We start from the raw sequence: 25964 nt of genomic DNA on the forward strand, positions 1-25964 counted from the left end.
GGCCACCTCCGGCCCGGTCATGGGTCCCGCCGCAGCACCGTCGTGGCGCCGGCGGCCAGCGCCACGGCCACCCAGCCGGCCAGGACCCACGCCGCCGGCCCGGTGTGCAGCATGGAGCTGTCCGATTCGGTGTAGAGCGCCTGGGCCGCCGACACCGGCGTGTACTTGACCATCCGGTCACCCCAGTCGTCCGGCAGGGCCGCGCCGAGCAGGGTCGGCGCCACCAGGATGACCAGGATGAAGCCGGTGATCGCGGCCGCCGTGTGCCGCACCAGGGCGCCGATCCCGAGCCCGAGCAGGGCCAGCAGCACCGGCGCGACCGCGGCCCCCGCGGCGTGCCCCATCATCCCCGGCATCGGCCCTCGCACCAGCCGGAACGTCAACGCGGCGAGCAGCACCACCGCGGCCATCACCGGCAGCGCGAAACCGGCCAGCACGACCGCCTTGGCCCACAACAACGGCAACCGGGCCGGCACCGCCGTGAACGTCGCCCGCACCAGCCCCGACCCGTACTCACCGGTGACCATCACGATGCCGACCACCCCGAGCAGCAGCGACACGACGTCCACGCCGAGATAGGCCGAGGACGACGTCGGCGTCTCCGCATTGTCGGCGATCGCGTACGACAGCCCGACCGTGGCCACCGCGACCAGCGCGAACAGGATCCAGGTGGAGCGCAGCGCGACGAACTTCGTCCACTCCGCCCGCACCACCCGCGGGAACGTGACCCTCATGCCGCGACCTCCTTGGTGAGTTCCATGTACGCCTGTTCCAGCGACGCCCGCCGCGGAGTGAGCTCGTGCAGCACCAGGTTCTCGCCGGCCGCCGTCGCCCCGATCTCCTCGGCCCGCACCCCTGTCACGGTGAGCAGTCCCTCGGCGGGCGACGTCACGCGGGCCCCCAGCGCGACAAGCCTTCGTCCGAGCCGTTCCGCGTCGGGCGTCCGTACGGTCACCTCGCCCAATTCGACCCGGGCGATCAGGTCGTCCACGGTCGTGTCGGCCAGCAGCCGCCCACCGCCGACGATCACGAGGTGGTCCGCGGTCACGGCCATCTCGCTCATCAGGTGACTGGAGACGAGCACCGTACGACCGTCGGCCGCCAGCTCGCGGATCAGCGTGCGCACCCACAGCACCCCGTCCGGGTCGAGTCCGTTGACCGGCTCGTCCAGAATCACCACGGCCGGGTCGCCGAGCAGCGCGGCCGCGATGCCGAGCCGCTGTCCCATGCCGAGCGAGAACGCCCCCGCCCGGCGCCGGGCCACGCTCGCGATGCCCGCCTGTTCAAGCACCTCACCCACGCGGCCGTCGGGCAGCCCGTGCGTGCGGGCCAGCCCCAGCAGATGCGTGCGGGCGCTGCGCCCCCGATGCACCGAACGGGCCTCGAGCAGCACCCCCGCGACCCCGAGCGGCGCCCGATGCTCCCGGAACGGCCGCCCGTTGACCAGCGCCCGCCCCGCGGTAGGCCGATCAAGGCCGACGACCATGCGCATGGTGGTCGACTTGCCGGCCCCGTTGGGTCCGAGAAAGCCGGTGACCCGCCCCGGCTTCACCGTGAACGACAGCCCGTCCACCGCAGTCGTCGACCCGTACTTCTTGACCAGATCCGCAACTTCAATCATGTCCCCGACGCTAGAAACGACCCGCGCCGCGCAGAACCACCCACGGTCGCGTCCGGCCCCCACCCCACCCCCGACCACGGTCGCATCCACCCACGACCACGCTCACGAGCGCGGCCGGCGGGAGATGCTCGAAGCCATGCGCGCCGCCCACGAACGCGCCGCGGTCGGCGAGACCGGACGCACCGTCCCCGGCGACGAGGACTGACGGCCGTACCATCACGCTGTGCCGGTCGACGATGACATCCGCACCCAGGCCGGCCTCGCGGCCGCCATGGCCGAGCTGCGGAAGAGTGCCGGGCTCAGCCTGGGCGCCATCGCCGCCCGGCGAACGCCGTCCGGCGACGGCATCTCGAAGACGACAGCGTCCAATATCGTCACCCCCGGCCGGGACCTGCCGTCCGAGGTCAGTCTCCGGTGTTTCCTGCACGCCTGCCGGGTCACCGGCGCCGACGCCGACCGGTGGCTCGCGGTGCTGGCCGCACTGCGCGAGCGCCCGGGGCCGATTCCGATTCCGCGAGCTGGTGCCGTCCCCGCCGGACCGGCCGGACGGGCCTGGGACGAGCTCCTCACCCTGCCGCTGGTCCGGCGCGCCCGGGATCTGTCGCCGGGCGCCTTCGGTCAGCTGCGCGAGCTCGTCGACCGGATGGCCGGCATCCTCGCCGAGCCCTACGAGACCGCCCCGGCCTACATCCGGCACGACGTGGACCACGCGATCGAGGTGGTCCGGCGCCAGGGTGACCTGCTCGGCGCGGGCCTGCGCCACCTGTCCCCACGCGAGGCCCACCTGCTGATCCTGGGAGCGTTCGCGCACGACCTCGGCCGGTCACCGGCGAGCGGGCCACCCGCGCCGGCACGCATCGCGCGGTACCTCGACGAGCATCCGGACGGCACTCCGGAGGACTACGCGATCTGGGACAGCGCATGGCGACTCTCGTCCGTGCTGCACACCGTCGACGGTGCCCTGCTCGAATGGGACCGGGTGCCGTTCCGCGACGTCCTGGCCGCGATCTGCTCGGGTCATGGTCTGCCGGGCGCCTTCCTGGACGTCGACGTCCGGTTCTGTGCCACGCTGCTGCGCCTGGCGACCCGTCTCGAACTGTGTGGCGTGCGGCGGGCGGACGACATCTTTCGCCGGCTGGGCATCGACCGGCGGGAGACGCCACGCCTCGGCCCGGACGACGTGGAGTGGAACGCGTACGTCCGAGGGCTGCGGGTGACCTCGCGGCCCTCCGGACGCCGCGACTACGAGGTGCGGGTCGACGCGGTCCCGTTGCGCCCGGTCGTCGAGTTCGATCTGCGGGAGATGCTCGACGAACTCGAGCGTGACCTCGGTGCGGCCCAGGACGAGCGGATGATGTGGACCGCGCGCTGGGCCGACCTCCCGCTGCCCCGCGCAGTCGACCGTTCGGGCATTCAGGGAGTCGGCTACACGTACGAGAAACTGGCGTTCGAACTGGCCCGGGACGACGTGCTCGAACTGTTCACCGGCGCCCGCCTCTACGGCAACCCGGACGTCTTCGTGCGGGAGCTCTTCCAGAACGCGGTCGACGCCGTGCGGCTCCGCGAACTGTTCGACGGCCGTCCGTGCGGAGGCGGCATCGCCATCAGCACGTGGGAGGACGAGGGCTCGATCTGGTTCCGCATCGACGACGACGGCGTGGGCATGGACCGGCACACCATCCGTGAGTACTTCCTGCAGGTCGGCCGGTCCTACTACAACTCGGCCGATCTCCGGCGGGAACTGCGCCGGGGAGGCCGGGCCGGCGCCGGGTTCGGGGCGATCAGCCGGTTCGGCATCGGGATCATGTCGTGCTTCCTGCTCGGCGACCGGATCGAGGTGAGCACGCTCAGGGGCGCGGACGGTGGGACACCGCTGCGACTGTCCCTGTCCAAGCAGGAGGACTTCGTGGTGCTCCGGCAGGCGGGGCAGGGCTACGACCCGTTGCCGGCGCGGCCGGGGGAACCGGTCGTGGACTTCCGCGAGACTCCGGGGACGACCGTCGTCGTGCACATCGACGCGGCCAAACACGACGTACGGACGGAGAACTTCCTCGAGCAGGCCGCCCGTTACCACTTCGACGCGGCGATCAGCCTGACCTTGAACGGGGTGACCCACCCGGGGCGGTTCGTCGACCGGCCGCTTCTCGAGCGACCCCGTTCCGAGATCCTGGACTTCGCCGATCTGTCCCGGGAGCCCGACACGACGCCATGTTTCCGGGGGCGGCTGCAGGTCTGGGCGGTGCCCGTCGACCTGTCCGCCTTCTCGCCCGATCCCCGGGTGAGGGGGCAGCTCGTGGCGTACGGGACCGTGATGGAGGGCCCCGCCCCGGCCACGATGCTCGATCTCTGGCCGAAGCACATCCAGGACGCGATCGGTCCCAAACTCCGCGCTGCCCTCGCCGGCTTGAAGATCGACGTCAGCGTCCGGCTGTCAGACGAATCCCACCATGTGAGCGTCCGATCCGAGCACAGCACACTGAGAGAAGTCCGGTCCGCGGTGGGTCCCTTTCCCCGCGGCGAGTTGGACCGCTCCGTGGTGGGTGCTCTGCGCAAAATTCTCGGGAAGCCGAAGGATGTCGATCAGTACAACGCGTTCAGTATGTGGAACTCGGCGGAGACGACGGTCCTGCAGGTGTCCAGAGAGCTGGACGTCACCGGATGGCTGGGCCACAACGGCGTGACCCTTCCCCGCTCCGGCGAGGTGCTGGGGGTGGGCGGGACAATCGACCACGATGTCCTCGCCTTCCAGGGGCACGTCGCCCTCTCCGACGATCTGCGGCCGGATCTCACCCTGGACCGGGAGGAGATTCAGCACCTGTCCTTCGCCCTTGACGCCGCGGTCAACCTCGCGATCCGCCGGGCCCTCGCGTCGGTCGCGCCGCCGGAACTGCAACGGGCGGTCGACGGTTCGAACAGGTTTCGACCGTCCCTGCACGGTCACGACCGGACCAACCTGGGTGTCATCCTGGACGTCATCGAGGCCGACCCGGAGGGCTGGGCGAGGGAACGGCTCTTCCAGGTCGGCGACCGCTGGCTCACGGTCGACGAGATCGCCGAGAAAGCGACCGAGTCACCGGTGGCGATCGAGAACGTCAATCCACGATTCTGGTCGTCGGGTGGTTCGTTGATATCGGAATTCATGACGCAGGGTCTGGCGCAACAGCGGCTCAACGTGCGGTGGCGAACGGCCACGGTTCACGGCTACGAGCAACGCCGCTACGTCGTGGTGGACGGCGGCCGCCCGCCGCAGTGGCCGGGACTGCGCCACTTCCCGCCATTCACCTTCCTGCACGATCCGGCCGAGCCGGCTCTGCAGACGGCTGAGGGCCCGCTCAACCTCGATCACCCCCTCAGCCGATGGGTGGTCTCGCGAGCACCGGAGCTGGTCGAGGCAGCACCGGGACATTTCGCGAGAATCGGTGACGCGATCCATGACCTGGCGAACATCTGGCGGGTGCGTCCTGATGAAGGGCTGCAGGGGCGGGCCTTCCGAAATCGGGCGATGCCGGCTCTGGCCGAGTTCCTGGACGGCCGGGACCCGGACGTCCTGTTCGTTCGCACCGAGACCCGGATCATCTTCCTGGCCGCGCTCCGCCAGGCTCTGATCCGGGCCGCCCGGGCCGTACCGCACCTCGCTCCTCCCGAGGAGGTCATGCGCTGGCTGGTGGAGGAGATCCGCGCCGGGCTGGCCCAGCACTGACCCCGGCGACGTCAGGGCCGCCCACCCGAGCGGAAGCTGGCCATGGCGAATCCCAGCACCCCCAGCAGCAGTCCCTCCGCTCCCGCGAACGTCACCGCCCCGGCGACGATCGCCGCCGGCAGGTTCTCGCCGGAGAGGTGGGCCAGCAGGCCGCCGGCAACACCGGCGAGCGAGCTCGCCAGCACCGTGATCAACAGCCAGAGCAGTCGTGTCGTGGTCGTCATGAGAAGTCTCCCCTCGGGCGCCGCGGACGGTTCCGCCGGCAACCGCAGGAGATCAGTTCACGCCGTTCAGGTCCCAGCGCCTGAACGAGGTGAACGGTCATGCACGCCGGGCCCGATAAGGGCGAGCGGATCGCGCGGGGTTGTCGCGATACTGCTGCCGTGAATCCGGCTGTGCTGCGTCCCCGTGCTCTGAAACCCGGCGACCTTGTCGTCGTCGCCTCGCTGTCGGGGCCGCTCGAAGAACGGTATGTGCCTGACCTCGACCGGGCTGTGGCTGTGATCGAGGGGATGGGATTTCGTGTCCGGCGGGCGCCGCTGCTCGAGCCGGGACGCCGACGGTGGTGGAGCGCGGCGAAGCCGTCCGAGATCGCGGCCGAGCTCAATGGACTGCTGCGTGACTCCGAGGTCCGGGCGATCGTGGCGCACGACGGCGGGCAGACGGTGCTCGGCTACCTCGACCTGGTCGACTTCGCGGCGGTCGCCGCCGACCCCAAGCCGATCCTCGGGTACAGCGACATCTCCCTTCTGCACCTGGTGCTCTACGGGCGGACCGGCCTGGTCGGTTTCCACGCCGACCTGGCCACCCGCGGTCTCGGCGGGACCTGGCCGGAGGTGTCGGCGGCCCGCCGTGCGCAACTCGAGGGGCTCCACGCCGCCCTGCTGACCAGCACGGATCCGATCGGTGAGCTGCCCGCCGGCCCGTCCTGGGAGTGCTGGCGGGCGGGCTGCGCCGAGGGGCCTCTGCTGGGTGGGGTGATCAACCGGGTCGTTTTGAATCAGGCGACGCCGTACGGGCTCCCGCTCGAAGTTTTCGATGGTGCGTTGCTGTTCTGGGAGGAGGCGGGCGGCCAGGCGTCCTATGTGTGGAGCTATCTGCAAGTGCTTCGGCACAGCGGCATCCTCGACCGGATCGCCGGCATGGTCGTCGGGGTCCCGGACGCGATCGAGGGCCTCGACCCGCCCTCGCTGGCCGAGATCGTTCTCGACGTCCTCGGCGAGCGCGACATCCCGGTCCTCGGCAACGTCGACGTCGGGCACGCCGGACCGAACCTCCCGCTGCCGATCGGTCTGCGTGCGGCCCTCGATGCCGGACGGCGGAGTCTGTCCCTGCTCGAGCCGGCCGTTCGCCCGGCGTGATCTCACCCGAGTCGCGAGACCGGTCGAGTGGGGTCGCAAGCGCGGCGTGGGCCGGCCGAGTGGGACGGCGAGCGCGGCGGACAGGTCGTTTGGAGTGGCAAGCGCGGCGGGGCCGGTCGACTGGGGTGGCAACCTTGGCGGGCCGGTCGCGTTGGTCGGTAGCCCTGGCGTGACCACTCTTTAGGGCGTTGCCAAGGCTCGGTCGAGCAGAGTCTTCAGCTTGGCGGCCCGGGACGGGTGGTGGTGGGACATCCAGGCGACCCGGCCGGTCAGGTGGGCGGCGAAGTCGGCGTGGCCGTCGCGGTTGGCTTCGGCCATGCCGTGGGTGGCGGCGTTGTGCAGGATCGCGCGCAGGCGGTCGTAGTCTTCGCGCGGGACGGCCGGGCGCTCGTTGACGACCAGGCCGGTCAGGGCCTGACGCTGGGAACGGCGCCGGACCTCGGTCTTGCCGGGGTGTACCCGGAAGCCCTCCTCGGCGGCGATCCCGTCGACCAGGGCGATCAGGTGGTCCGTCTCCGTGCGGCCCAGGCGGCCCGAGAAGGCCAGGTCGTCGGCGTAACGCCCGTAGGTCACCCCGAACCGGGTGGCCAGGGCGGCCAGGCGCCGATCTAGGCGGTACGCGCACAGGTTGGCCAGTGCGGGTGACGTCGGCGCGCCCTGGGGCAGGTGCGGTTGCCGCAGCAGGGCGGCCAGGTGCGGGTCGGGGGCGGCCCGCAGCACGTGGGCGGGCGTGCGGGTGGTGGTCAGGGCGGTCAGGGTGTGGGCGACCGGTTCGGGATAGCCGATGCCGCGGAACAATCCGTAGATCCGGGCGGCCGTGATGCTGGAGAAGAACGCCCGCAGGTCGAGGCTGATCAGCACGTCGCATCCGGCGTGGGCGCGCGCGAACGAATGAACGCCCCGGCCACGCACGAAACCGTGAACGCCCTCGTGGACCGGGACCGCCGACAGGATGTCGTCGAGCACCCGTCGTTGCAGGTCGCGCAGGCGGGGCTTGGGCGCCTCGATCAACCGGTGGGTCAGCCACGCGTAGCGGTAGTGGCGCAGCCGCTCGTCGCGGGCGTGTCGGTTGATCTCGCGGCGGTCGGCGAACCAGTCGAGTTCGTCGCCGTCGAGTCCGAGAAAGTCCGCCAGTGAGTCGATCGCGGGGGCGCCCCAGCGCATGTGGACGGTTCGGGCGGGCGTGACGAGCCGCCGCCGGACGTGGGCGCGGCGTGTCAGGTGGAGCAGGAAACGCCTCAGCTCGCGCGGGCGGTCGGCGGGCGGTTGCGGGTACGCGTGCAGCACGACGGCGACGAGTCGGCGAGCCCAGGGTGGGCGGGCCGCGGTCACCGTCCGTACGGCCGCAAGCATCTGATCTTTGTGCCAGGTCGTGGTGAGCAGCGCGTCGGCCACAGCGCCGGCGACCACGGACGGGGGAGAGGCAGCGTGTCCCGACGAAGCCCGGTCGTGCCTGCGCCGTGCTGCGCGAAGCGCTGAGGCGCGCCGGCGATGCGCTGCGGTGATCACTGGACGCCCTCGGGGTTACCCCGAAGAGACCCTCGCCGCCGTTTCCGGCGGGCGACGGCCAGCTCGGGACACGCTGCCATCGGGCCAGCATAGAGGCCACCCTTGACGCAACTATCTGGTTGCCATAGTGTGAGTAGCAACAATCCAGTTGCTATAGGGGGACGACATGACCAGTCTGAGCTTCACCGTCGACAACTCGCCGCAAGAGGTGTTCAAGGCGGTCACCAACGTCGGCGGCTGGTGGACCGGCGTGGTCGAGGGCGATCCGGCCGGCGAGTTCACCTACCGCTACGAAGACCTGCACTACTCCCGGCAGCGGGTCATCGAGTGGGTGACCGATCGTAAGGTCGTCTGGCGTGTGACCGAGGCGCACCTGACGTTCGTCGCCGACCCGGCCGAGTGGGTCGGCACCGAGATCGTCTTCGAGGTGGTCCCGCAGGGCGCGCGGACCGAGGTCCGGTTCACGCACGAGGGCCTGCGGTCCGACTTCGAGTGCTACGAACAGTGCTCGAGCGCGTGGGCCTTCTTCGTCAACGCGAGCCTGCGCCGCCTGATCGAGACGGGCGACGGCCCGGCCACGCCACCGTGGGCCGCCTAAGGTCGGACCATGATGGACGAACTCGGCGAGGAGCCAAGCGATGAACTCGGCGGCAGCGACCGGTCGCGCGTCCATCGGGTCCGCACCGGTGACACGACCGTCATCGTGAAGAGGTTTCTCGCGGGAGGGCAGGGCTTCGCCCGAGAAGCGGCGGCGCTCAGCGTGATGCCGGAGGATGCGCCGACGCCCCGGCTGCTCGACGAGACGGCGGACCCGCCGACGGTGGTCATGTCCGACGCCGGCCCCGGCCGCAGCGTCGCCGACGACCTGCTCGGCGACGACCCCGCGGCCGCGCGAAAGAGCCTGCTCGGCTGGGCCGAAGCGGTCGCCCGTCTGCACAACAGCACGGCCGGCAGCGGTGACGCGTTCCGGGCGGCGCTGGCGGCCCGAAGCGACGAGCCGGTCGCGACGTCCGGCCTCGAGCGGGCGATCGAGCTGCTCGACGGCCACTGCGACGAGGTGGGTGCGCCCCGCGGCGATTGGGGCGAGGTGCGCCGGATGAACGTACGGCTGGGGGAAGGCTCTTCCGTCCTGTCGCCCGGGGACTTATGCCCGGACAACAACGTGACGACGCCGTACGGGCTGGTCCTGATCGACTTCGAACGTGCCCAATGGCAGCACCCGGCGTGGGATCTGGCCTATCTGGCCGTGCCGTGGCCGAACTGCTGGTGTTCGTGGCGGCTGCCGGACGACGTCGCCGAGCAGGCCCTCGACCGCTACCGGCGGACGGCCGATCGGCCCGGCGCGACCGCGGACGTCGAAGCGGCGTCGACCCTGTGGGCCGTGCGGACGGCCGCGCGGTTCCTGCCCGAGGCGTTCGACGACTTCCCGCAGTCGGCCGAGCTGCGCCGCCTGATGCCGGGCCGGCGGGCGCAGGTGATGCACCGGCTGCGACGTCTCCCGATGCTCGACGGTCTGCGAAGCGTGCTCGCCGGCCGGTGGGGCGAGACGCCGCTGCCCTACGCGCCGGCCTTCGCCTGATCGGTGACGACGCCGGTCAACGCCGTGCCGGCCTGATCGGTGACGACGCCGGTGAGCGCGGCGGCCGTCTCGCGGATGACGTCGGCCATCGGGCGGTCGGTGTCGTCGTCGAGCCAGCGGTGGGCTGCGGTGTCGATGATGGTCGCGGCCAGTTGGGCGGCCAGCGTCGCCGACAACTCGTCGAGCCCCCGGTCACGGAACCCGGCCACCCCGGCCTCGGCGATCAGCGCCCGTTTCCGCAGGTCACGCTCGCGCAGCCCCTCATCGGAGAGGACGACCTGTCGCCGTACGCGCAAGGAGTCCTTCAGCCCGTCGAAGCGCGGGGCGACCAGCGTGCACAGCCCCTCGACGATCACCTCCATCGGTGTCAGCCCGGGCGGCGCGTCGGCGAAGAACCGGGTCATCAACCCGGGGAGCGCGGCCTCGTGGGCGAAGAGGACCTCGCGCTTGTCGGCGAAGTGCCGGAAGAACGTGCGCGTGGTCAGCCCGGCCCGCGCGGTGATCTGGGGGACCGTGACCGCCGCGAACCCGTGCTCGACGAACAGGTCGAGCGCGGCCGCCCGCAGTCGTTCGGCCGCTCCGGGCTCCCATCGACTCATGGGCCCAAGTGTAGTTGACGACATCGCGTGTCATCGCGCATAGTGATGACACGTCATGTCGTCAACGAAGCGAGCGTCAGATGCGGATATTGGTCCTGGGTGCCACCGGGTTCGTCGGGCGGCGGCTGGTGGCGGCCCTCCAGCAAGCGGGCCATGAGGTGCGTTGCCTGGCCCGCGACCCACGCAAGGCCGAGGGACCAGGCGTTGAGGTCGTGAAGGGCGACATGCTCGACCCCGAAGCGGTGTCCCGGGCCGTCGACGGGGTCCACGCGGTCTACTTCTGCGTCCACACATTGTCGAAACAGGCGGACCCCAGCGCCGACTTCATGGACGTGGAGCGGACCGGCCTGCGCAACGTCATCGACGCCGCCCAGCGCCACGGCGTACGGCGGGTGGTCTACGTGACGGCGATCGGCACCGACCCGGCGTCGGTCAACAGCTGGGCCCGGGGCCGGGCACAGACCGAGCGCATGCTGTTCGACAGCGGCCTCGACGCGACGGTCCTGCGGCCGGGCATGATCGTCGGGCACGGCGGGGACGGCTTCGCCATGGTCGAGCGGGGTGCCCGGAGCCGGGTCGCGGTGCTGATGGCGAGCCGGCGTACGCGGTTCCGCACGATCGCGGTCGACGACCTGGCCGGGGCGCTGACCGACGTGCTGGACGAGCCGCGGGCGTACGGGAAGGCCTTCGATGTCGGCTCGGACGACGTGCTCACCATCGACGAGATGATCGACATCGCCGCCGATCACCTCAGCCGGAAGCATCCGGTCAAGGTGCATCTGCCCCGCCGGGCCCTCGCGGTCGTCGGTCCGCTGATCGAGCGCGTGGCCGGGATGCCGCGGGGTGCGGTCGGCGCCTTCGTCGGGCCCGGTTCCGAGGCCGATCTGGTGGGTGACGCGAAACCGATCCGCGCCCTGCTGACGAGCCCGCCGCGGTCCTTCCGGGAGTCGCTCTAGGGAGTCAGGACAAGCTTTCCCCGTACGCGTCCCGCCTCACCCACACGATGCGCCTCGGCCACGTCCGCGAGCGGAAACGTCCGGCCCACGGGCATCGAGAACCGGCCCGCCGCGATCAGATCGCCCAGCTCACCGAGGATGTAGAGGGCCCGCCCCGAGTCACCCCGGCTGAACCGCACCCCGTACTGCTGCGCGCCCTGGAAGTCGGCCACGGTCAGCACGTTCCCGGCGCCGCCGGCCAGCTTGATCAGCTCGGGCAGCACCCCGCTCCCGGCCACGTCGAGGGCGAGGTCGATCTTTTCCGAGGCGACCTGCTCCACCATGTGCTCGCCGTAGACCACCGGTACAGCGCCGAGTGACCGCACGTAGTCCTGGTTGGCGGGCCCGGCCGTCCCGATCACGCGAGCACCGCGCCCCACGGCCAGTTGCACAGCCGCGCCGCCCACGCTGCCGGACGCGCCGTTGATCAGCACGGTCTGGCCGGCGGTGACGCCGAGCTGGTCGAGCGCCCGCGCCGCGGTCTCGGTGGCGGCGGGCAGGGCGGCCGCGCCGGCGAAGTCGAGCGACGGCGGGACCGGTGCCCAGAACGACAGCACCGCCAGTTCGGACTGGGCCGCGCCGCCGGGCGAGATGCCGAACACCTCGTCCCCGAGCGCGACGCCGGTGACCCCGTCACCGAGCTCGTCGACGACACCGGCCGCTTCGTAACCAAGGGTCTGCGGCAGTTCCGGGTCCATCAGGCCCTGACGTTTCTTCCAGTCGCTCGCGTTGATGCCCGCCGCCCGCACCTTGATGCGGATCTCGCCCGCCCCGGCGTGCGGATCCGGCAGCTCGACGATCTCGAGTACTTCGGGCCCACCGAACCGGCTGAACTGGACTGCCTTCATATCCGCGACCCTACAAGGCGGCCACCCCGGCGACGCGGAATGCGGGTTCCTCGACCGGCCGCCCGAAGTGGTAGCCCTGCGCATACCGGTAGCCGAGTTCGAACAGCACCGCCGCCTGCTCGGCCGTCTCCACACCCTCGGCCACCGCGGTCAGGCCCAACCCGTCGCTGACCTGGATCAGCGCGGTGGCGATGACCGCGTGCCGCCCGGCCTCGGTGATGGTGTCGACGAACGACTTGTCGACCTTGAGCACGTCGACCGGCACGGTCTGCAGCAACGTCAGCGACGAGTGCCCGGTCCCGAAGTCGTCCAGCGCGATCCGCACACCCAGCCGATGCAGCTCCTCGACCGCCCGCACGGCCACGCCCCCACCGAACACCGCCGTCTCGGTGACCTCCACGATCAGGCAGTCCGGGTCCATCCCGCTCGCCGCCAGGGCGTCGGCCACGACCGGGACGAAACCGGGTTCGGCCAGCTGCCGGGCCGACACGTTCACACTGATCTTCGAAGGAGCGTTTTCCCCGTACGTCTCCAGCCAGCTCATGAACTGCGTACATGCGACCCGCAGGATCCACTCGCCCAGCTCGACGATCAGGCCGTTGCGCTCGGCCACCGGGATGAATTCGGCCGGGCTGACGAAACCGCGCACCGGATGGGTCCAGCGGACCAGCGACTCCACGTAGCGGATCTCGCCGTCCGGCAGCGACACGATCGGCTGGTAGACGAGGTGGAACTGGCCGGTGTCCAGGGCCGCCCGCATCTCCGCCCCGAGCCGGGCCTCCTCGTCCGCGCGGTCGTCGAGTTCCACGGCGTACCGGCGGAACCTGGCCTTGGAGGTCTTGGCCGCGTACATGGCGACGTCGGCCCGGCGGAGCACGTCCACCGAGTCGGTCCCGTCGGCGATCCCGATGGCCGCCCCGATCAGCAGCTCGTGCCCGTCGACCTCGAACGGCGACCGCAGCACCCCGGCCAGCCGGTCGACCACGGCGTCACCCTGCTCGGCGGTCGCGTCGGCGAGCAGCAGCGCGAACTCGTCGCCGCCCATCCGGGCCAGCAGGCCCTCGCCGTGCAGTTCGGCGCTGAGCCGGGCCGCCACCGCGATCAGCAGCTGGTCGCCCACGGCGTGGCCGAGCCGGTCGTTGACCTGCTTGAATCCGTTCAGGTCGAGCAGGCACACCTGCGGCGACCCGGTCGCCACAGCCCCGGTCAGCCGCTGCTCGAACCGGCGGCGGTTGGCCAGCCCGGTCAGGTCGTCGCGCATGGCGAGCTCCTCGAGCTCGGCCGCCTGCCGCTGGGTCCGGCCCACGAACCCGCCCAGCCGCAGCAGCACCAGCACGAACAGCACGACGGCACCGATCCCGATCGCGACCCAGTTGATCTGCTCGGCCCGGACGCCCTGCAGGAACAGCACGGCGGGCACCATCATCGTGACGCCGCCGAGCAGCACGAGCCGGCCGCGGCCGAAGTGGGCGCGACCCACCGCCCGCCGGCCGATGTCGCGCATCGACGGGTGCAGCGCGGCGCCCGCCCACAGCACGTAGGCCAGCATGAATCCGGAGTTGACCAGGCCACCCGAGTAGTTCGAGAACGCCTCGGTCAGGCTCCAGACGACGTCGCAGGTGAAGTTGAGGGCGCATCCGGCGGCGAGCAGCCACAGGCTCAGCGCACGCTCGCCGGGCCGGCTGAGCAGCCGGGTCACGACGGCGCACATCAGCACGTCGAAGGTGGGGTAGCCGACCGTGACGAGCCGTTCCAGCAGCGCGGTGCTGTGGTCGCCGAGCGTCGGCTCGATGACGAACACCCAGTAGACCAGCCCGACGCCGGTGGCGATGATGGCCGCGTCGATCAGACCGGCCAGTTCCCGCGTCCCGGAACCGCGCGAGATCATCAGCAGCCCGGCGAACAGCATCGGGTAGGCCGCGAAGTAGACGGCGTCGTCCCAGTACGGGTAGGGGTGCTGCCCGAGGACGAGCCCGGTCACCTCGTAGACGATGTCGCCGCTGACGTAGGCCACGGTGCCGGCCACGAAGACCCACCAGCCGCGCGCGGCGACCGGCCGGTGGCGGCGGATGCCCACCGCGATCATCACGCAGGTGGCGACCCCGAGCCCGTTGTAGACCACGGTCGACGCCACGTGCCCGTCCGGGAGCAGCAGGTAGCCGGCGCACACGAGCACGCCCGCCACCATCCAGCTCCACCACGTACGCATCATTCGTCGGATCGGCCGGGCGGGCTGAGTGCTGAATCTTCGCGAGTTGCTACGCGGGTGCGGCCCGATCGACTATGGCCGCCGTGTCGGCCGCGGAACCCAGCGTGCCGAACGTGTGCCCCCAGTCGCCGCCGAGCCGGCTGGCGCAGAAGGCGTCGGCCACCGCGGCCGGGGTGTGCCGGACCAGGAGGGAGGCCTGCAGCGTCAGGGCCATCAGTTCGACCAGCCGGCGCGCGTCCGGCTCGTCCGGCTTGGCGTCCCTCAGGCGGCGGATGGCCGCGTCGAGATGCCGGTCGGCGCCCGGGGCCAGCTCCGCGAAGAACGCCTCGACGCTCTCCGGGGAGCGCTGCATCGTGCGCAGCACGTCGAGGGCCTGCACGTTGCCCGAGCCCTCCCAGATCGAGTTGAGCGGCGCGTCCCGATAGAGCCGGGGCAGCCCGGACTCCTCGACATAGCCGTTGCCACCCAGGCACTCCAGGGCCTCACCGACCACGGCCGGCTGCCGCTTGCACACCCAGAACTTGCCCACCGCGATGGCCAGCCGCTTGAACGCCTGCTCGTCCCGGTCGGCCGCGCCGGCCAGCCGGATGGCCAGCGCGGTCGCGGCCTCGCTCTCCAGGGCCAGGTCGGCCAGCACGTTGCGCATGGCCGGTTTGCCGATCAGCGGCCCGCCGAACGCGTGGCGGTGCCGGGTGTGGTGGACCGCCTGGGTGAGCGCGGCCCGCATGCCCGAAGCTGAGCCGGTGACGCAGTCGAGCCGGGTCATGGCGACCATCTCGATGATCGTCCGGACGCCCTGGCCCTCGCCGCCGACCAGCCAGGCCACGGTGTCGTCGAACTCGGGCTCGCTGCTGGCGTTGCTGCGGTTGCCCAGCTTGTCCTTGAGGCGCTGGATGCGGAACGGGTTGCGGGTGCCGTCGGGCAGCACCCGGGGCACCAGGAAGCAGGACAGCCCAGCCGGGGCCTGGGCCAGCACCAGGAACAGGTCGCACATGGGCGCGCTGGTGAACCACTTGTGCCCGCGCAGCCGCCACATGCCGCCGCCGGCCGGGGTCGCCGTGGTGGTGTTGGCCCGGACGTCGGAGCCGCCCTGCTTCTCGGTCATGCCCATGCCGGCCAGCAGGCCCGCCTTGGCCGACGGGGCGCGCAGGCCCGGGTCGTACGTGCGGGAGGTCAGCCGGGGCTCGTAGATGCCGGACAGGTCGGCCGCGTGGCGCAGGGCCGGGATCACCGCGTAGGTCATCGAGATCGGGCAGGAGTGCCCGGCCTCGGCCTGGGACCAGACGTAGAGCCCGGCGGCCCGGGCCACGTGCGCGCCCGGCCGGTCGTCGGCCCACGCCGCCCCGGCCAGGCCCGCGCCGACCGCGACCTCCATCAGGGCGTGCCACGACGGGTGGAAGTCGACCTCGTCGATCCGGTTCCCGTAGCGGTCGTGGGTCCGCAGCCGCGGCTCGTGGCGGTTGGCCTCGTCGGCCCAGCGCTGCGTCTCGGCCGTGCCGGCCAGCTTGCCCAGGCGGTGCAGGTCGTCCGCCGCCCACGCGGCGCCCTCCCGGGCCACGGCCGCGAGCAGGGCGGTGTCGGCCGCCACGTCGTAGTCGACCAGCGGGGGAGCCTGGTTGAACACCTCGTGCGTCACGCCCTGGAGCCTACCGCCGGGTAACTTGGCCGGGCCAGCCTCGCCTTGCCCTGTGCAGGGACGATAAGGTCGAGCGTTGCCCACGGAGGGGGAAGGTTGACCACGACGGCCGACGTGCTGGCCCGGCTGGCCGAGGCCCGGCGGATCGCCGGCGCCGAGGGCCGCGACGACCTCGTGCGGCGCCTCGACGAGGTGTCCGGTCAGCTCACCGAGGGCGCCGACACCGCCGTGGCCGTGGTCGGCGAGTTCAAGCAGGGCAAGAGCACCCTGGTCAACGCCCTGCTCCGGACCGATCTGTGCCCGGTCGACGCCGACATTGTCACCGCGCTGCCCACCATCCTGCGCTTCGGCCGCCCGCCGTCGGCCGTGCTGCGGACGGGTGACGGCCCGGTGCCGATCGAGTTCGGCGAGATCCGGCGCTACATCAGCGGCGACGGTGACGAGGAGGTGCGGGCGGTCGAGGTCCGGATCGACCGGCGGCTGCTCGGCGCGGGCCTGGCGATCGTCGACACACCCGGCGTCGGCGGTCTCGATTCGGCTCACGGCAACCTCACGCTGGCCGCGATCGGCATGGCGGGCGCCGCGCTGTTCGTCACGGACGCCGCTCAGGAACTCACCGCACCCGAGGTCGACTTCCTTCGCCGTACGGTGGAACGCTGTCCCCGCACGTTCATCGTGCTCACCAAGATCGACCTTTACGCCGAGTGGCGCCGGATCGCCGAGCTGAACCAGGGTCACCTGCACCGGGCCGGGCTCGAGCTGCCGATCGTGCCGGTCTCGTCCTTCCTGCGCACCCGCGCCCAGGCCCGCGACGACATCGCCCTCAACACCGAGTCCGGCTTCCCGCGGCTGGTCGAGCTGCTGCGGACCGAGGTGGCCGGGCGGGCCGCGGCCGACCGGGTCGCCGCGGCCCGGGCCGAGCTCGCCTTCGTCGCCGCCCAGCTGCGCGAACGCCTGGACGCCGAATCGGCCGCGGCCCACGACCCCGGTGTCCGCGACAAGTACGCCGAGCGCTCCCGCCGCAGCAACGACCTGCAGAACGGCGCGTGGCAGCTGGTGCTGCAGGACGGCATCCAGGACCTCGCCGCCGACGTCGACCACGACCTGCGCGAACGGCTCCGCCTGACGATCCGGCACGGCGAGGAACTGCTCGAGCAGACCGACCCGCGCGACACCTGGCAGGAGTTCCAGGCCTGGGCCGCGCGCGAGGCGACCCGCGCCGCGACCGACAACCTGATGCTGCTGATCACCCGGGCCGAACAGCTCGGGGCCGAGGTGGCCGCCCGGTTCGGCATGGAGGCCCGCGACATCAGCGCCACCCTGCCCGCCCTGCGCACCAACGCCGACAAGGCCCGGCAGATCGAGCTCAGCTTCGACAAGTCCGGCATGCGGCAGTTCCTCGGCGCGTTCACCGCGGCCCGGGTCGCGTACGGCGGGTTCTACCTGCTCGGTGCGGTCGGCGCGTTCTTCAGCGTGGCCTGGGCCGCCCCGCTCGGGCTGATCGCCGGCGTCACGCTCGGCCGCCGGCTGATCAAGACCGAGAAGGAACGGCAGGTCAAGCAGCGCCGCCTGCAGGCCGCCCAGGAGCTGCGCCGCTACATCGACGAGGTCGGCTTCCACGTGGGCCGGGACAGCCGCGAGGCGGTCCGCCGCACCCAGCGCCTGCTGCGGGACGAGTTCGCCGCCCGGGCCCGCGAGCTCAGCCGCTCGGCCCAGCAGGCCGAGGCCGCCGTCCGCGAGGTGGCCGCCCTCGGCGCCGAGCAGCGCCGGCACCGCGCCGCCGCCCTCGACGCGCAGCGCCGCCGGCTCGATCGGCTGGCCGCATGACACTGCTCAGCCAGACCCGTGACCTGCTCGACCAGGCCGTCGCGGCCACCGGCGACCGGCGGCTGGCCGACGCCCGCACCCGCCTCGACCTGCCCCTGCGGGTGGCCATCGCGGGCAAGCTCAAAGCGGGCAAGTCCACCCTGCTAAACGCCCTGATCGGCGAGGAACTGGCGCCGACCGACGCGGGCGAGTGCACCCGCATCGTCACCTGGTACGCCGACGGCCCCTCGTACGCCGTGCTGTCCTACCTGACCAACGGCGTCGCCGAGGCACGGCCGTTCACCCGGCGCGACGGCGCGGTCCGGATCGACCTGGGCCGCCCGGCCGAGCAGGTCGACCGTCTCGAGGTACGCGTCCCCAGCGCCCGCCTGCGCCGCCACACCCTGATCGACACCCCCGGCATCGAGTCGCTGTCGACCGACGTCTCCGCCCGCACCTACGACTTCCTCGACGGCGGCGGCCGGGCCGACGCCGTCATCTACCTGCTGCGCCACCTGCACGCCGGGGATGTGCGCTTCCTCGAGGCGTTCCACGGCGGGGGAGAGGGCGGCACCCCGGTCAACGCGATCGGCGTGCTCTCCCGGGCCGACGAGATCGGCGGCTGCCGGCTCGACGCGATGACCGCGGCCGCCCGGGTCGCCGACCGGTACAGCGCCGACGAGCGGATGCGCCGCCTGTGCCCGGTCGTGGTGCCGGTCGCCGGGCTGCTCGGCGCGGCCGGGGCGACCCTGCGCGAGGGTGAGTACCGCACGCTGGCCCAGGTCGCGGCGCTGCCGATGGACGACATCGTCGAGGTGCTGCTGACCGCCGACCGGTTCGCGGCCGGCGGCGAGGAGCGGCGCCGGCTGCTCGGCCGGGTCGGCCTGTTCGGCGTCCGGCTGGGCACCCGGCTGATCCGCGAGGGCACGGTCACCGACGCCGCCGGACTGGCCGCGGCCCTGACCGAGCAGAGCGGCATCGCCCGGCTCCGCGAGGTGTTCGCCACCCACCTGGAGGGCCGGGCCGAGGTGCTCAAGGCCCGCAGCGCCCTGGCCACGCTCGACGAGTGCCTGCCGCCCGGCTCACCCCTGGCCGCGGGCGCCGAGCGGATCCGGGCCGGCGCCCACGAGTTCGTCGAGCTGCGCCTGCTGCACGAGCTGCGCGCGGGCCGTCTGCCGGTCACCGACGACCGCCGCGCCGAAATGGACCGCCTGCTCGGCGGCTCCGGCGGCTCGGCTCAGGCCCGGCTCGGTCTGGCCGACCCGGCCGAGGTGGTCGCGGCCGCCCTCGACACGATGGCCCGCTGGCAGCGCCTGGCCGAGCACCCGCTCTCCAACCGCGACGTCAAGGCCGCGGCCCGCGCCGTGATCCGCACCTGCGAGGGCATCGTCGCCACTCAGAACCAGCAGGCGTGACCCTCCCGATCCCCGTCGGCGGTCATCACGGTCTGGCTCGAGCCGTCCATCTTCATGATCACAATCTTGGGTTCCTCGTACGACCCCCGGGTGAACGCGATCCACTTGCCGTCCGGCGACCACGACGGATCCATCTCGCGCTCCGGGTTGGTGGTCAGCCGTCTCGCGCCGCCGTTGAGCTTGTCGACGATCCAGATGTCGGAGTTGCCGTCCTCGGCCTCCCGCGTGTAGACCACCCACTTGTGATCGGGTGACACCGCCGGGTCGACCGCCGGGCCCTCGTCGGGCTCGGTGATGCGACGGCCCGGTTCCTTCGGCTTGACCGCGTTCAGCGCGTAGATCAGCCGGGACCCGGCCCGGTCGACCCAGTAGACGATCGACAGGCTGTCCGGGGTGAAGAACGGGTCGTCCTTCTCCACGTTCGAGGTGGTCATCTGGGTCGCCTCGCCACCGGCCACCGGCATCACGAAGATCTGGTTGAAGCCGCCGACCTTCTTCACATAGGTGATCCGGGTGTCGTCGCCCGACCAGGTGACCCGGCCGTCGGTGACCCCGCTGACCAGCTTGCGGCGGTCGCTGCCGTCCTTCTTCATCACGTAGATGTCGCTGGTCGAGCCCGGGTTGTTGTGGGTCAACGCGATCATCAGGCGGTTGTGCGACCAGCGCGGCAGCGTGTCACCGGGCACCGTGCCGGCCAGCTCGGTGCGTTCCGTGCCGATGCCCGGCTGGAACGAGTACACCTTCGACGTCCGGCTCGCGGCGTCCGCGCCGCCGGTGTCGACGCGCACCAGGATGTTCGCGTCGGTCGGATAGGGCGGCGCCGGCGTCGGGGAGGTGCTGACCGACGGGCTGACCGGCGGCGCGGCGGTCTCGTCGCCACCGGAGTCCTTGTCCCGGTTGTTGAGCATCACGACAACGGTGACCGCGCCCGCGACCAGCAGCACGGCCAGCCCGGCCGACAGCGCGACCAGGCGGCCACTGCGTTTCTTCCCGGACGCCTTCTTGCCGTCCCAGACCGGCGGCGGCGCTCCCGGCGGCGCCTTCATGGGCGCGGCCGACCGGTGCATCTCGCGGCCGGGCGCGCCGTTGCCACGACCGGCCGGGGGCGGCGGCACGAAACCCGCGCTCCCGGCCGCGTGCGGCACGTCAGCTCGCGGCTGATTCGCTGGGGCGTGTGCGTCGGCCCACGCCTGGTTCGCCGGCCCGGCGCCGGGCGCGTCGACCCACCCCTGCTGCGGCGGCGCCGAGCTGGGTGCCTCGGCCCTGGCCTGGTTCACGGGCGGGGCGCTCCACGGCTGGTTCGGCGGGGCGGAGCTGGGTGCCGCGCCCCACGCCGGGTCGGCCGGCGCCGCGCCCTGCATGTCGACGCGCGTCTCGTTGACCGGCGGCGTGCTCTGCATGTCGACCCGGGTCGGGTTGACCGGTGCGGCCGGCGTCGAGCCCGGAATGCTGGCCGCGCCCCGCCGGTATGAGACCGGCCCGCCGGTCCGCTGCGGCGGAACCGCCTCGGTCGGCATCGCGCCGAGCGGCGTCGCCTGCGGAGACGCCGTGCCCATGGGTGTCGTCCCGGCCGTCATCATTCCGGTGGTCGCCAGCTCGGCCGGGTTCTGCGCCGCCGGGCTCTGCGGTGCCGCCTCGGACGTGGTGGCCCACGGGTCGGAGGCCGGGGGCAACCCGGCCGGCACCGTGCCCACGCCGGTCGCCCAGCCCGCCCCCATCGCCACGCTGTGCTCCGGGTGCGGGTCGGCCACCACCGGCCGCTTGAACTCCTCACCCAGCATCTGGGCCACCAGCGGGATCCGCGACGACCCGCCCGCCAGCAGCACCGCGCTCAGCTGACCGGCGTCGACCCCGGCCCCGCGCAGCGCCCGCCGGGTGGCCGCCACCGTGTCTTCCAGGGCGGGCAGGATCATCGACTCGAGCTCGGACCGATTCAGCCGTACGCGCGTGTGCAGCCCCGGCAGCGCCACCGGGATCGACGTCTCGGTGTCGAAGGACAGCGCCTCCTTGGCCTCGACGCAGTCGCGCCGCAGCCGGGTGAGCGCCTCGATCACCGCCGGGTCGTCCGGGTCGAGGTCGGTCGCGGCGTCGCCCAGTGCCCCCACCACGTGCGCGAACACGGCCTCGTCGAAGTCGGCCCCGCCCAGCTGCTCGACGCCCTCGGGCTCACCGAGCAGCAGGAACCCGTCGCCGTCACGGCGCAGCACGGCTACGTCGAACGTGCCGCCACCCAGGTCGTACACGCAAACGGTCTCTCCCGGCGTGATCCGGCGGGCCGTCGCGTGTTCCAGGGCCGCCGCCTCGGGCTCGGTCAGATAGTTGACCGAGCCGGCGTCGGCCAGCCGCACCGCCTGCGAGAACTGCTCCCGCTTGTAGGGGCCCCAGTTGGCCGGATGGGTCAGCGTGACGGCCGCGGGCGGGCCCTCGCGCAGCCGCGTGACCTCGTCGAGCACGTGCCGCAGCAGCTTCGCGGTCAGCGCGTGGGCCGAGAACGGCGCACCCCCGACCAGGATCGGCACCGGGTCGCCCATGCGCCGCTTGAACTCGCGGGCCAGGCGCGACGGCTCGGCCAGCCCGCGCCGCTCGGCCGCCTCACCCACCACGGTGCTGCCGTCGGCCGCCACGAACACCAGCGACGGGATCTCGGCCCGGCGCGCGCCGATGCGCACGACCTCGACCCGCCCGTCGTCGTCACGGGTGGCCGCCGCCGTCTGAGTGGTGCCCAGGTCGATGCCGAGGCCGTAGGTCCGCTCCACGCCGTAGATGTTCGCATCCGCGTGCGACATTCCGACGCTGCCCGAACGGGTATCTGAGGCGTCGTTCGAGCCGGATGTGCGACAGTGTGGATCGAGAGGCAGCCTCATCAAGATCCACTTCTCGACCTGCGGAGTTCATCTTGCCGAAACCACTGGCCACGCGCCGTTGGGTAGCGTCACGCCATTCTCGACAACGTTGACCCCTTCATCGGCACCGCGGCGACGGACCTGCCTCCCGCCCGCGGCCTCGCCGCCACCTGGTGGTTCCCGAAACCCCAGGTCGGCAACACGCACCCGGGCGCCACGGCGCCGCTGGGCATGGTGTCCGCGTGTGCCTACTCCGGGGCCTACCCGACCGGCTACGGGCGTTACACCAAGAACACCGAGGGCGTTCCCGAGACCATGTACGACCGGGTCCAGGCGTCCGGGTTCACCCACTTCCAGCAGTCCGGCACCGGCGCCATCCGCAAGTACTACAACTACGTCCGGGTGACCCCGATGGTCCAGCCGCTCGACGACCTCGGGCAGAGCTGGGCCCTGCACGACGAGACGGCCGAGGCCGGCTACTACGCGGCCACCCTCGACACCGGCATCCGCAGCGAGATCACCGTCGGCGACAAGGTGGCCATCCACCGCTACACGTTCCCGGCCCACCGCAGCGCCCGCGTGGTCATCGACCTGTCCTGCGGCGGTCTGGCCACCGAGCTCGGCCGCACCATCCCGCTGCGCGCCCAGGTCGAGAGCATGGGCCACGGCACGGCCCAGGGCACGGTGGTCATGGAGGGCGTGCCGCTGTCGGTGTACGTCGAGGTCGACGGCCCCAACTGGCGGCAGATGCTCTGGTACGACCGGCGCCTCATCGACGGCGGCACCCGGCTCGACTTCGACAGCATCCGGCAGACCAACCTGCGCCCCTTCGGCATGCTGTTCATGGGCTCGACCCGGCCCGGGCAGACGGTCGAGGTGCGGCTCGGGTTCTCCCTGCGCGGCCCCGAACAGGCCCGGGACAACCTCTATCGGGAGTGCAACGGCGACCGTCCGGCCTTCACCGCCGTACGGGCGAAAACGCGGGCCAAGTGGCGCGAGCAGTTCGACAAGGTGCAGGTCGACGGCGGCACCGACGCCCGGCGCACGGTCCTCGGCACGTCGCTCTACCACGCGCTGATCAAGCCGTGCTTCGCCGACGACGAGAGCCCGTTCTGGCCCACCAGCGGCCCGTACGCGTTCGACGTCTGCACGATGTGGGACATTTACAAGACGCAGATCCCGCTGCTCTCCGCGCTGGTCCCCGACCGCGCCGCCGACCTGCTCGAATCGCTCATCCGGGTCTGCGAGGAAGAGGGCAACTTCCCGATCGGCTACCGGATGGCCCGCGGCGCCGACCGGTTCTTCCGCCAGGCCAGCTCGCTCGCGCACACCGCGATCGCCGACGCCCACGCCCTGGGCCGGGCCGGCATCGACTGGGCCTGGGCCCTGGTGCACATGGTCGACGACCTGCGGCGCATGTACGGCGAAGACTTCTACGAGCACGGCGTGGTCCACCCGATCACCCACACCCTCGACCTGGCGTACGCGTACCACTGCACCGCCCGGGTCGCCCGCGCCGTCGGCGACCGCCGCCTGGCCGCCGACCTCGAGGAACGCAGCCGCGGCTGGGTCAACGCGTTCGACCCGGTCACCGGCCTGCTGCGCGACTCCGAGTTCTACGAGGGCGGCAAGTGGAACTACTCGTTCCGCCTGCTCCACGACATGCGCGCCCGGATCGACCTGGCCGGCGGCGACCTCGCCTTCATCGGCAAACTCGACCGCTTCTTCGGCTACGGCGCCGAACCGGTCAAACAACCCGGCCGGCGTCCGCCCGCGGCCGAGATGGTGGCCGGCTACGCCCTCAAACGCTTCGAGGGCCTCAACAACGAACCCGACATGGAAGCCCCCTGGGCCTACCACTACGCGGGCCGCCCCGACCGTACGGCGCAGATCGTCCACTCGGCGCTGACCTGGCAGTTCGGCACCGGCCCGGGCGGCCTGCCCGGCAACGACGACTCGGGCGGGCTCTCCTCCTGGTACGTGTGGGCCTCCCTCGGCCTGTTCCCGGTCGCCGGCCAGCACCTGTTCCTGGTCAACGCGCCCGCCTTCGAACGCGCGGCCATCCAGGTCCCCGACGGCGAATTCGTCATCGAGACCAGCGGCCACCGCGCGACCCCGATCGGCGTCGACGGCATCGACCGCGAACCGCCGCCCCTGTTCGTCCAGAGCGCCACCCTGAACGGCAAACCCCTGCACGCCACCCACCTGAGCGCCACGGACGTGCACCGTGGCGGCCGGTTGCACCTGCGGCTGGGCCCGGAGCCGTCGAGCTGGGGAACAAGCGGCGGCACCCGGCCGCCCTCCCTGTCCGATCCCGCCCACCCGGAGGAAGCACGTTGAACAAGCCCGACCGTCGTCTCGTCATCGTGGTCCGCGCGGACCCGGTGATCTGCGGCCACTCCGGCGAGGCCCGCAACCTCGCCGAGGTCGCGCTCACCCGCGGATTCACCGACGTCCGCCTGCTCACCTGGCCCATCCCGGTGCTCCAGGCGGCGGGACTGCCCCTCAAACCGCTCGACCGCCTGCTCCCGTACAGCGAAGGAATCACGGTCGAACGCCCCGAAGCGGTCGGCGACTACCGCGTGCCCGACGGCCGCCACCTGGCCGGCCTGACCGGGCGCCTGGTCGAGCTGCTGGCCGAACCGATCCCCACGGTCTGCCTGTCGATGTACACGGTCCCGCACACCACAGTGGTGGTCGACGCGGTGACGTCGGCGAAAGCGGCCGGCCTGAACCCCGACGTGCACACCATCGCCAAGGCGGTCGGCTCGGACGTCACCAACGTCATCCGCCAGTGCCTGCGCGAGGGCCGCTTCGGAGCGGCGACGGTGCTGTTCACGACGTTCCTGGCCAACGACGAAGTGGTAGCGGTCTCCGAGTACACCAAGGACGAGATCATCGCGTCGGCGATCGAGGTGGACGCGGCCTGCGGCACAAAGTTCGCGGCCCAGTGCCGCGAACGGGTCACGGTCAGCTACCCGCCGATCGACTCGTCGGCCTACCTCGACCTCGACCCGGCCGATGTGGACGCGGCACTGGCCCGGCGAGGACTGGAAAGAGACGGGTACATCCTGTTTTTGTCCCGGGTGGCGCGGGCCAAGGGCATCTACGACCTGATCATCGCGTACGGGCAGATGCAGAGCCGGGACAACGTGAAGCTCGTGGTCGCGGGCACCGGGCCGGCACTGGAACACGTGCAGGCGATGGCCAAGGAGGACGACCGGATCATCTTCCTGACCGACGTGGACGACGAGGAGAAGCCGCTCCTGATGCGCGGCTGCGCTGCTTACGCGCTGCCGACAAAGCCGGAGCCGGATTTCGTGGAGACGTTCGGGATCGCGCTGGCCGAAAAAATGCTGGCCGGCGGCGGCCCGGTGATCACAACTCTCACGGGTGGCACAGGCGAGGCGGTCGGCGATACTGCGATCATCGTCGAGCCTGGCGATATTCACGCCCTGGCCTCGGCGCTCGATCACGCTGTGCTTTCGATGACAGCCTCGGAGAAATCGGCGATGGCTGCTCGGGCTCTGGCCAAGGCCATGGAGTTTGATCGGGTGGCGGTGTTCGAGTCTCTGCTTGGCTGACGATTTGGTTGCGCTTTGACGGTCGGGGGCCGGGGTGACCACGCTGGGCGGTGAGGCATTTATGCCCTGCGTGGTCACCCCGGCCCCCGACCTTGCATGGGAATCCGTGACGGCCAGGACTTTGGTCGCCGGTCTGCATGCGGATGTCTGGGCTGGGCTTCCCCCCATCACCCTGGGTGGTCTGGCTCCGCGCCGGTCGTTCCGGGCGTCGTTCTCACCCAGGCCGGGCTTTGTGGTGGGTCGTGCGGACGTACCTCGC

19 protein-coding genes are annotated in these 25964 nt (G+C 71.8%); 10 read left to right on the forward strand and 9 right to left on the reverse strand.

Annotated elements, in window-relative coordinates; all coding sequences use genetic code 11:
* Nucleotides 1-17 precede the first annotated feature (17 nt).
* Complete coding sequence (locus tag KOI35_RS17655) at nucleotides 18-734, reverse strand: hypothetical protein (RefSeq protein ID WP_215788546.1); 717 nt, start codon at nucleotides 732-734, stop codon at nucleotides 18-20.
* Complete coding sequence (locus KOI35_RS17660; RefSeq protein ID WP_215788547.1) at nucleotides 731-1621, reverse strand: ABC transporter ATP-binding protein; 891 nt, start codon at nucleotides 1619-1621, stop codon at nucleotides 731-733. Before KOI35_RS17660 ends, KOI35_RS17655 begins: the two co-directional genes overlap by 4 nt.
* Between KOI35_RS17660 and KOI35_RS17665 the strand changes: the two genes are divergently transcribed.
* Entirely contained in the window at nucleotides 1620-1826 is a 207-nt protein-coding gene (locus KOI35_RS17665) for a hypothetical protein (RefSeq protein ID WP_215788548.1), read from the forward strand. The two genes, KOI35_RS17660 and KOI35_RS17665, sit on opposite strands and share 2 nt — an antisense overlap.
* A gap of 18 nt (nucleotides 1827-1844) precedes the next feature.
* Nucleotides 1845-5321 (forward strand): HD domain-containing protein, encoded by a 3477-nt coding sequence (locus KOI35_RS17670; RefSeq protein WP_215788549.1) that lies wholly within the window; start codon nucleotides 1845-1847, stop codon nucleotides 5319-5321.
* Between the two features lie 11 nt (nucleotides 5322-5332).
* Here the strand turns inward: KOI35_RS17670 and KOI35_RS17675 are convergent, their stop codons facing one another.
* Nucleotides 5333-5545 (reverse strand): hypothetical protein, encoded by a 213-nt coding sequence (locus KOI35_RS17675; RefSeq protein WP_215788550.1) that lies wholly within the window; start codon nucleotides 5543-5545, stop codon nucleotides 5333-5335.
* Nucleotides 5546-5644: 99 nt separating this feature from the next.
* Between KOI35_RS17675 and KOI35_RS17680 the strand changes: the two genes are divergently transcribed.
* The gene (locus KOI35_RS17680) at nucleotides 5645-6682 is read left to right on the forward strand and encodes a S66 peptidase family protein (RefSeq protein ID WP_246613258.1); all 1038 of its coding nucleotides are present in this window, start codon (nucleotides 5645-5647) and stop codon (nucleotides 6680-6682) included.
* 180 nt (nucleotides 6683-6862) lie between these two features.
* Here the strand turns inward: KOI35_RS17680 and KOI35_RS17685 are convergent, their stop codons facing one another.
* A complete protein-coding gene (locus KOI35_RS17685; protein ID WP_215788552.1) occupies nucleotides 6863-8092 on the reverse strand; it encodes a reverse transcriptase family protein in 1230 nt (409 codons plus the stop codon).
* Nucleotides 8093-8357: 265 nt separating this feature from the next.
* Here KOI35_RS17685 and KOI35_RS17690 point away from each other — a divergent pair, with 265 nt between their 5' ends.
* Both KOI35_RS17690 and KOI35_RS17695 read left to right on the forward strand, forming a co-directional pair.
* Nucleotides 8358-8789, forward strand: a complete 432-nt coding sequence (locus tag KOI35_RS17690; RefSeq protein ID WP_215788553.1) for an SRPBCC family protein — start codon at nucleotides 8358-8360, stop codon at nucleotides 8787-8789.
* A gap of 9 nt (nucleotides 8790-8798) precedes the next feature.
* Nucleotides 8799-9770, forward strand: coding sequence for a phosphotransferase family protein (locus KOI35_RS17695; RefSeq protein WP_215788554.1), 972 nt, complete (start codon nucleotides 8799-8801; stop codon nucleotides 9768-9770).
* On the opposite strand, the gene KOI35_RS17700 is transcribed toward KOI35_RS17695, so the two are convergent.
* Nucleotides 9749-10369, reverse strand: a complete 621-nt coding sequence (locus KOI35_RS17700) for a TetR/AcrR family transcriptional regulator (RefSeq protein WP_215788555.1) — start codon at nucleotides 10367-10369, stop codon at nucleotides 9749-9751. The genes KOI35_RS17695 and KOI35_RS17700 overlap by 22 nt on opposite strands.
* 80 nt (nucleotides 10370-10449) lie before the next feature.
* Between KOI35_RS17700 and KOI35_RS17705 the strand changes: the two genes are divergently transcribed.
* Nucleotides 10450-11325, forward strand: coding sequence for an SDR family oxidoreductase (locus KOI35_RS17705; RefSeq protein WP_215788556.1), 876 nt, complete (start codon nucleotides 10450-10452; stop codon nucleotides 11323-11325).
* Here KOI35_RS17705 and KOI35_RS17710 read toward each other — a convergent pair.
* From KOI35_RS17710 to KOI35_RS17720, 3 genes are read right to left on the reverse strand one after another with little or no spacing between them, the layout of a single operon-like run.
* Complete coding sequence (locus KOI35_RS17710) at nucleotides 11322-12212, reverse strand: NADP-dependent oxidoreductase (protein ID WP_215788557.1); 891 nt, start codon at nucleotides 12210-12212, stop codon at nucleotides 11322-11324. The genes KOI35_RS17705 and KOI35_RS17710 overlap by 4 nt on opposite strands.
* A gap of 10 nt (nucleotides 12213-12222) precedes the next feature.
* Complete coding sequence (locus tag KOI35_RS17715) at nucleotides 12223-14424, reverse strand: putative bifunctional diguanylate cyclase/phosphodiesterase (protein WP_246613259.1); 2202 nt, start codon at nucleotides 14422-14424, stop codon at nucleotides 12223-12225.
* Nucleotides 14425-14470: 46 nt separating this feature from the next.
* Nucleotides 14471-16057, reverse strand: a complete 1587-nt coding sequence (locus tag KOI35_RS17720; protein WP_215788558.1) for an acyl-CoA dehydrogenase family protein — start codon at nucleotides 16055-16057, stop codon at nucleotides 14471-14473.
* Between the two features lie 96 nt (nucleotides 16058-16153).
* Here KOI35_RS17720 and KOI35_RS17725 point away from each other — a divergent pair, with 96 nt between their 5' ends.
* Together KOI35_RS17725 and KOI35_RS17730 are read left to right on the forward strand one after the other, a co-directional pair.
* A complete protein-coding gene (locus KOI35_RS17725) occupies nucleotides 16154-17884 on the forward strand; it encodes a dynamin family protein (RefSeq protein ID WP_215788559.1) in 1731 nt (576 codons plus the stop codon).
* Nucleotides 17881-19278, forward strand: coding sequence for a dynamin family protein (locus KOI35_RS17730; protein WP_215788560.1), 1398 nt, complete (start codon nucleotides 17881-17883; stop codon nucleotides 19276-19278). The genes KOI35_RS17725 and KOI35_RS17730 overlap by 4 nt, the downstream gene beginning before the upstream one ends.
* Here KOI35_RS17730 and KOI35_RS17735 read toward each other — a convergent pair.
* Complete coding sequence (locus KOI35_RS17735) at nucleotides 19260-22034, reverse strand: Hsp70 family protein (RefSeq protein WP_215788561.1); 2775 nt, start codon at nucleotides 22032-22034, stop codon at nucleotides 19260-19262. The two genes, KOI35_RS17730 and KOI35_RS17735, sit on opposite strands and share 19 nt — an antisense overlap.
* Nucleotides 22035-22217: 183 nt before the next feature.
* Here KOI35_RS17735 and KOI35_RS17740 point away from each other — a divergent pair, with 183 nt between their 5' ends.
* Nucleotides 22218-24461, forward strand: a complete 2244-nt coding sequence (locus KOI35_RS17740; protein WP_215788844.1) for a glycoside hydrolase domain-containing protein — start codon at nucleotides 22218-22220, stop codon at nucleotides 24459-24461.
* Nucleotides 24458-25705: a glycosyltransferase gene (locus KOI35_RS17745; protein WP_215788562.1), complete on the forward strand. Its 1248-nt coding sequence runs from the start codon at nucleotides 24458-24460 to the stop codon at nucleotides 25703-25705. Before KOI35_RS17740 ends, KOI35_RS17745 begins: the two co-directional genes overlap by 4 nt.
* Nucleotides 25706-25964: the final 259 nt, after the last annotated feature.

Origin of the sequence: Paractinoplanes bogorensis (genome assembly GCF_018829635.1) — a bacterium.
In the GTDB taxonomy this organism is placed as follows: domain Bacteria; phylum Actinomycetota; class Actinomycetes; order Mycobacteriales; family Micromonosporaceae; genus Actinoplanes; species Actinoplanes bogorensis.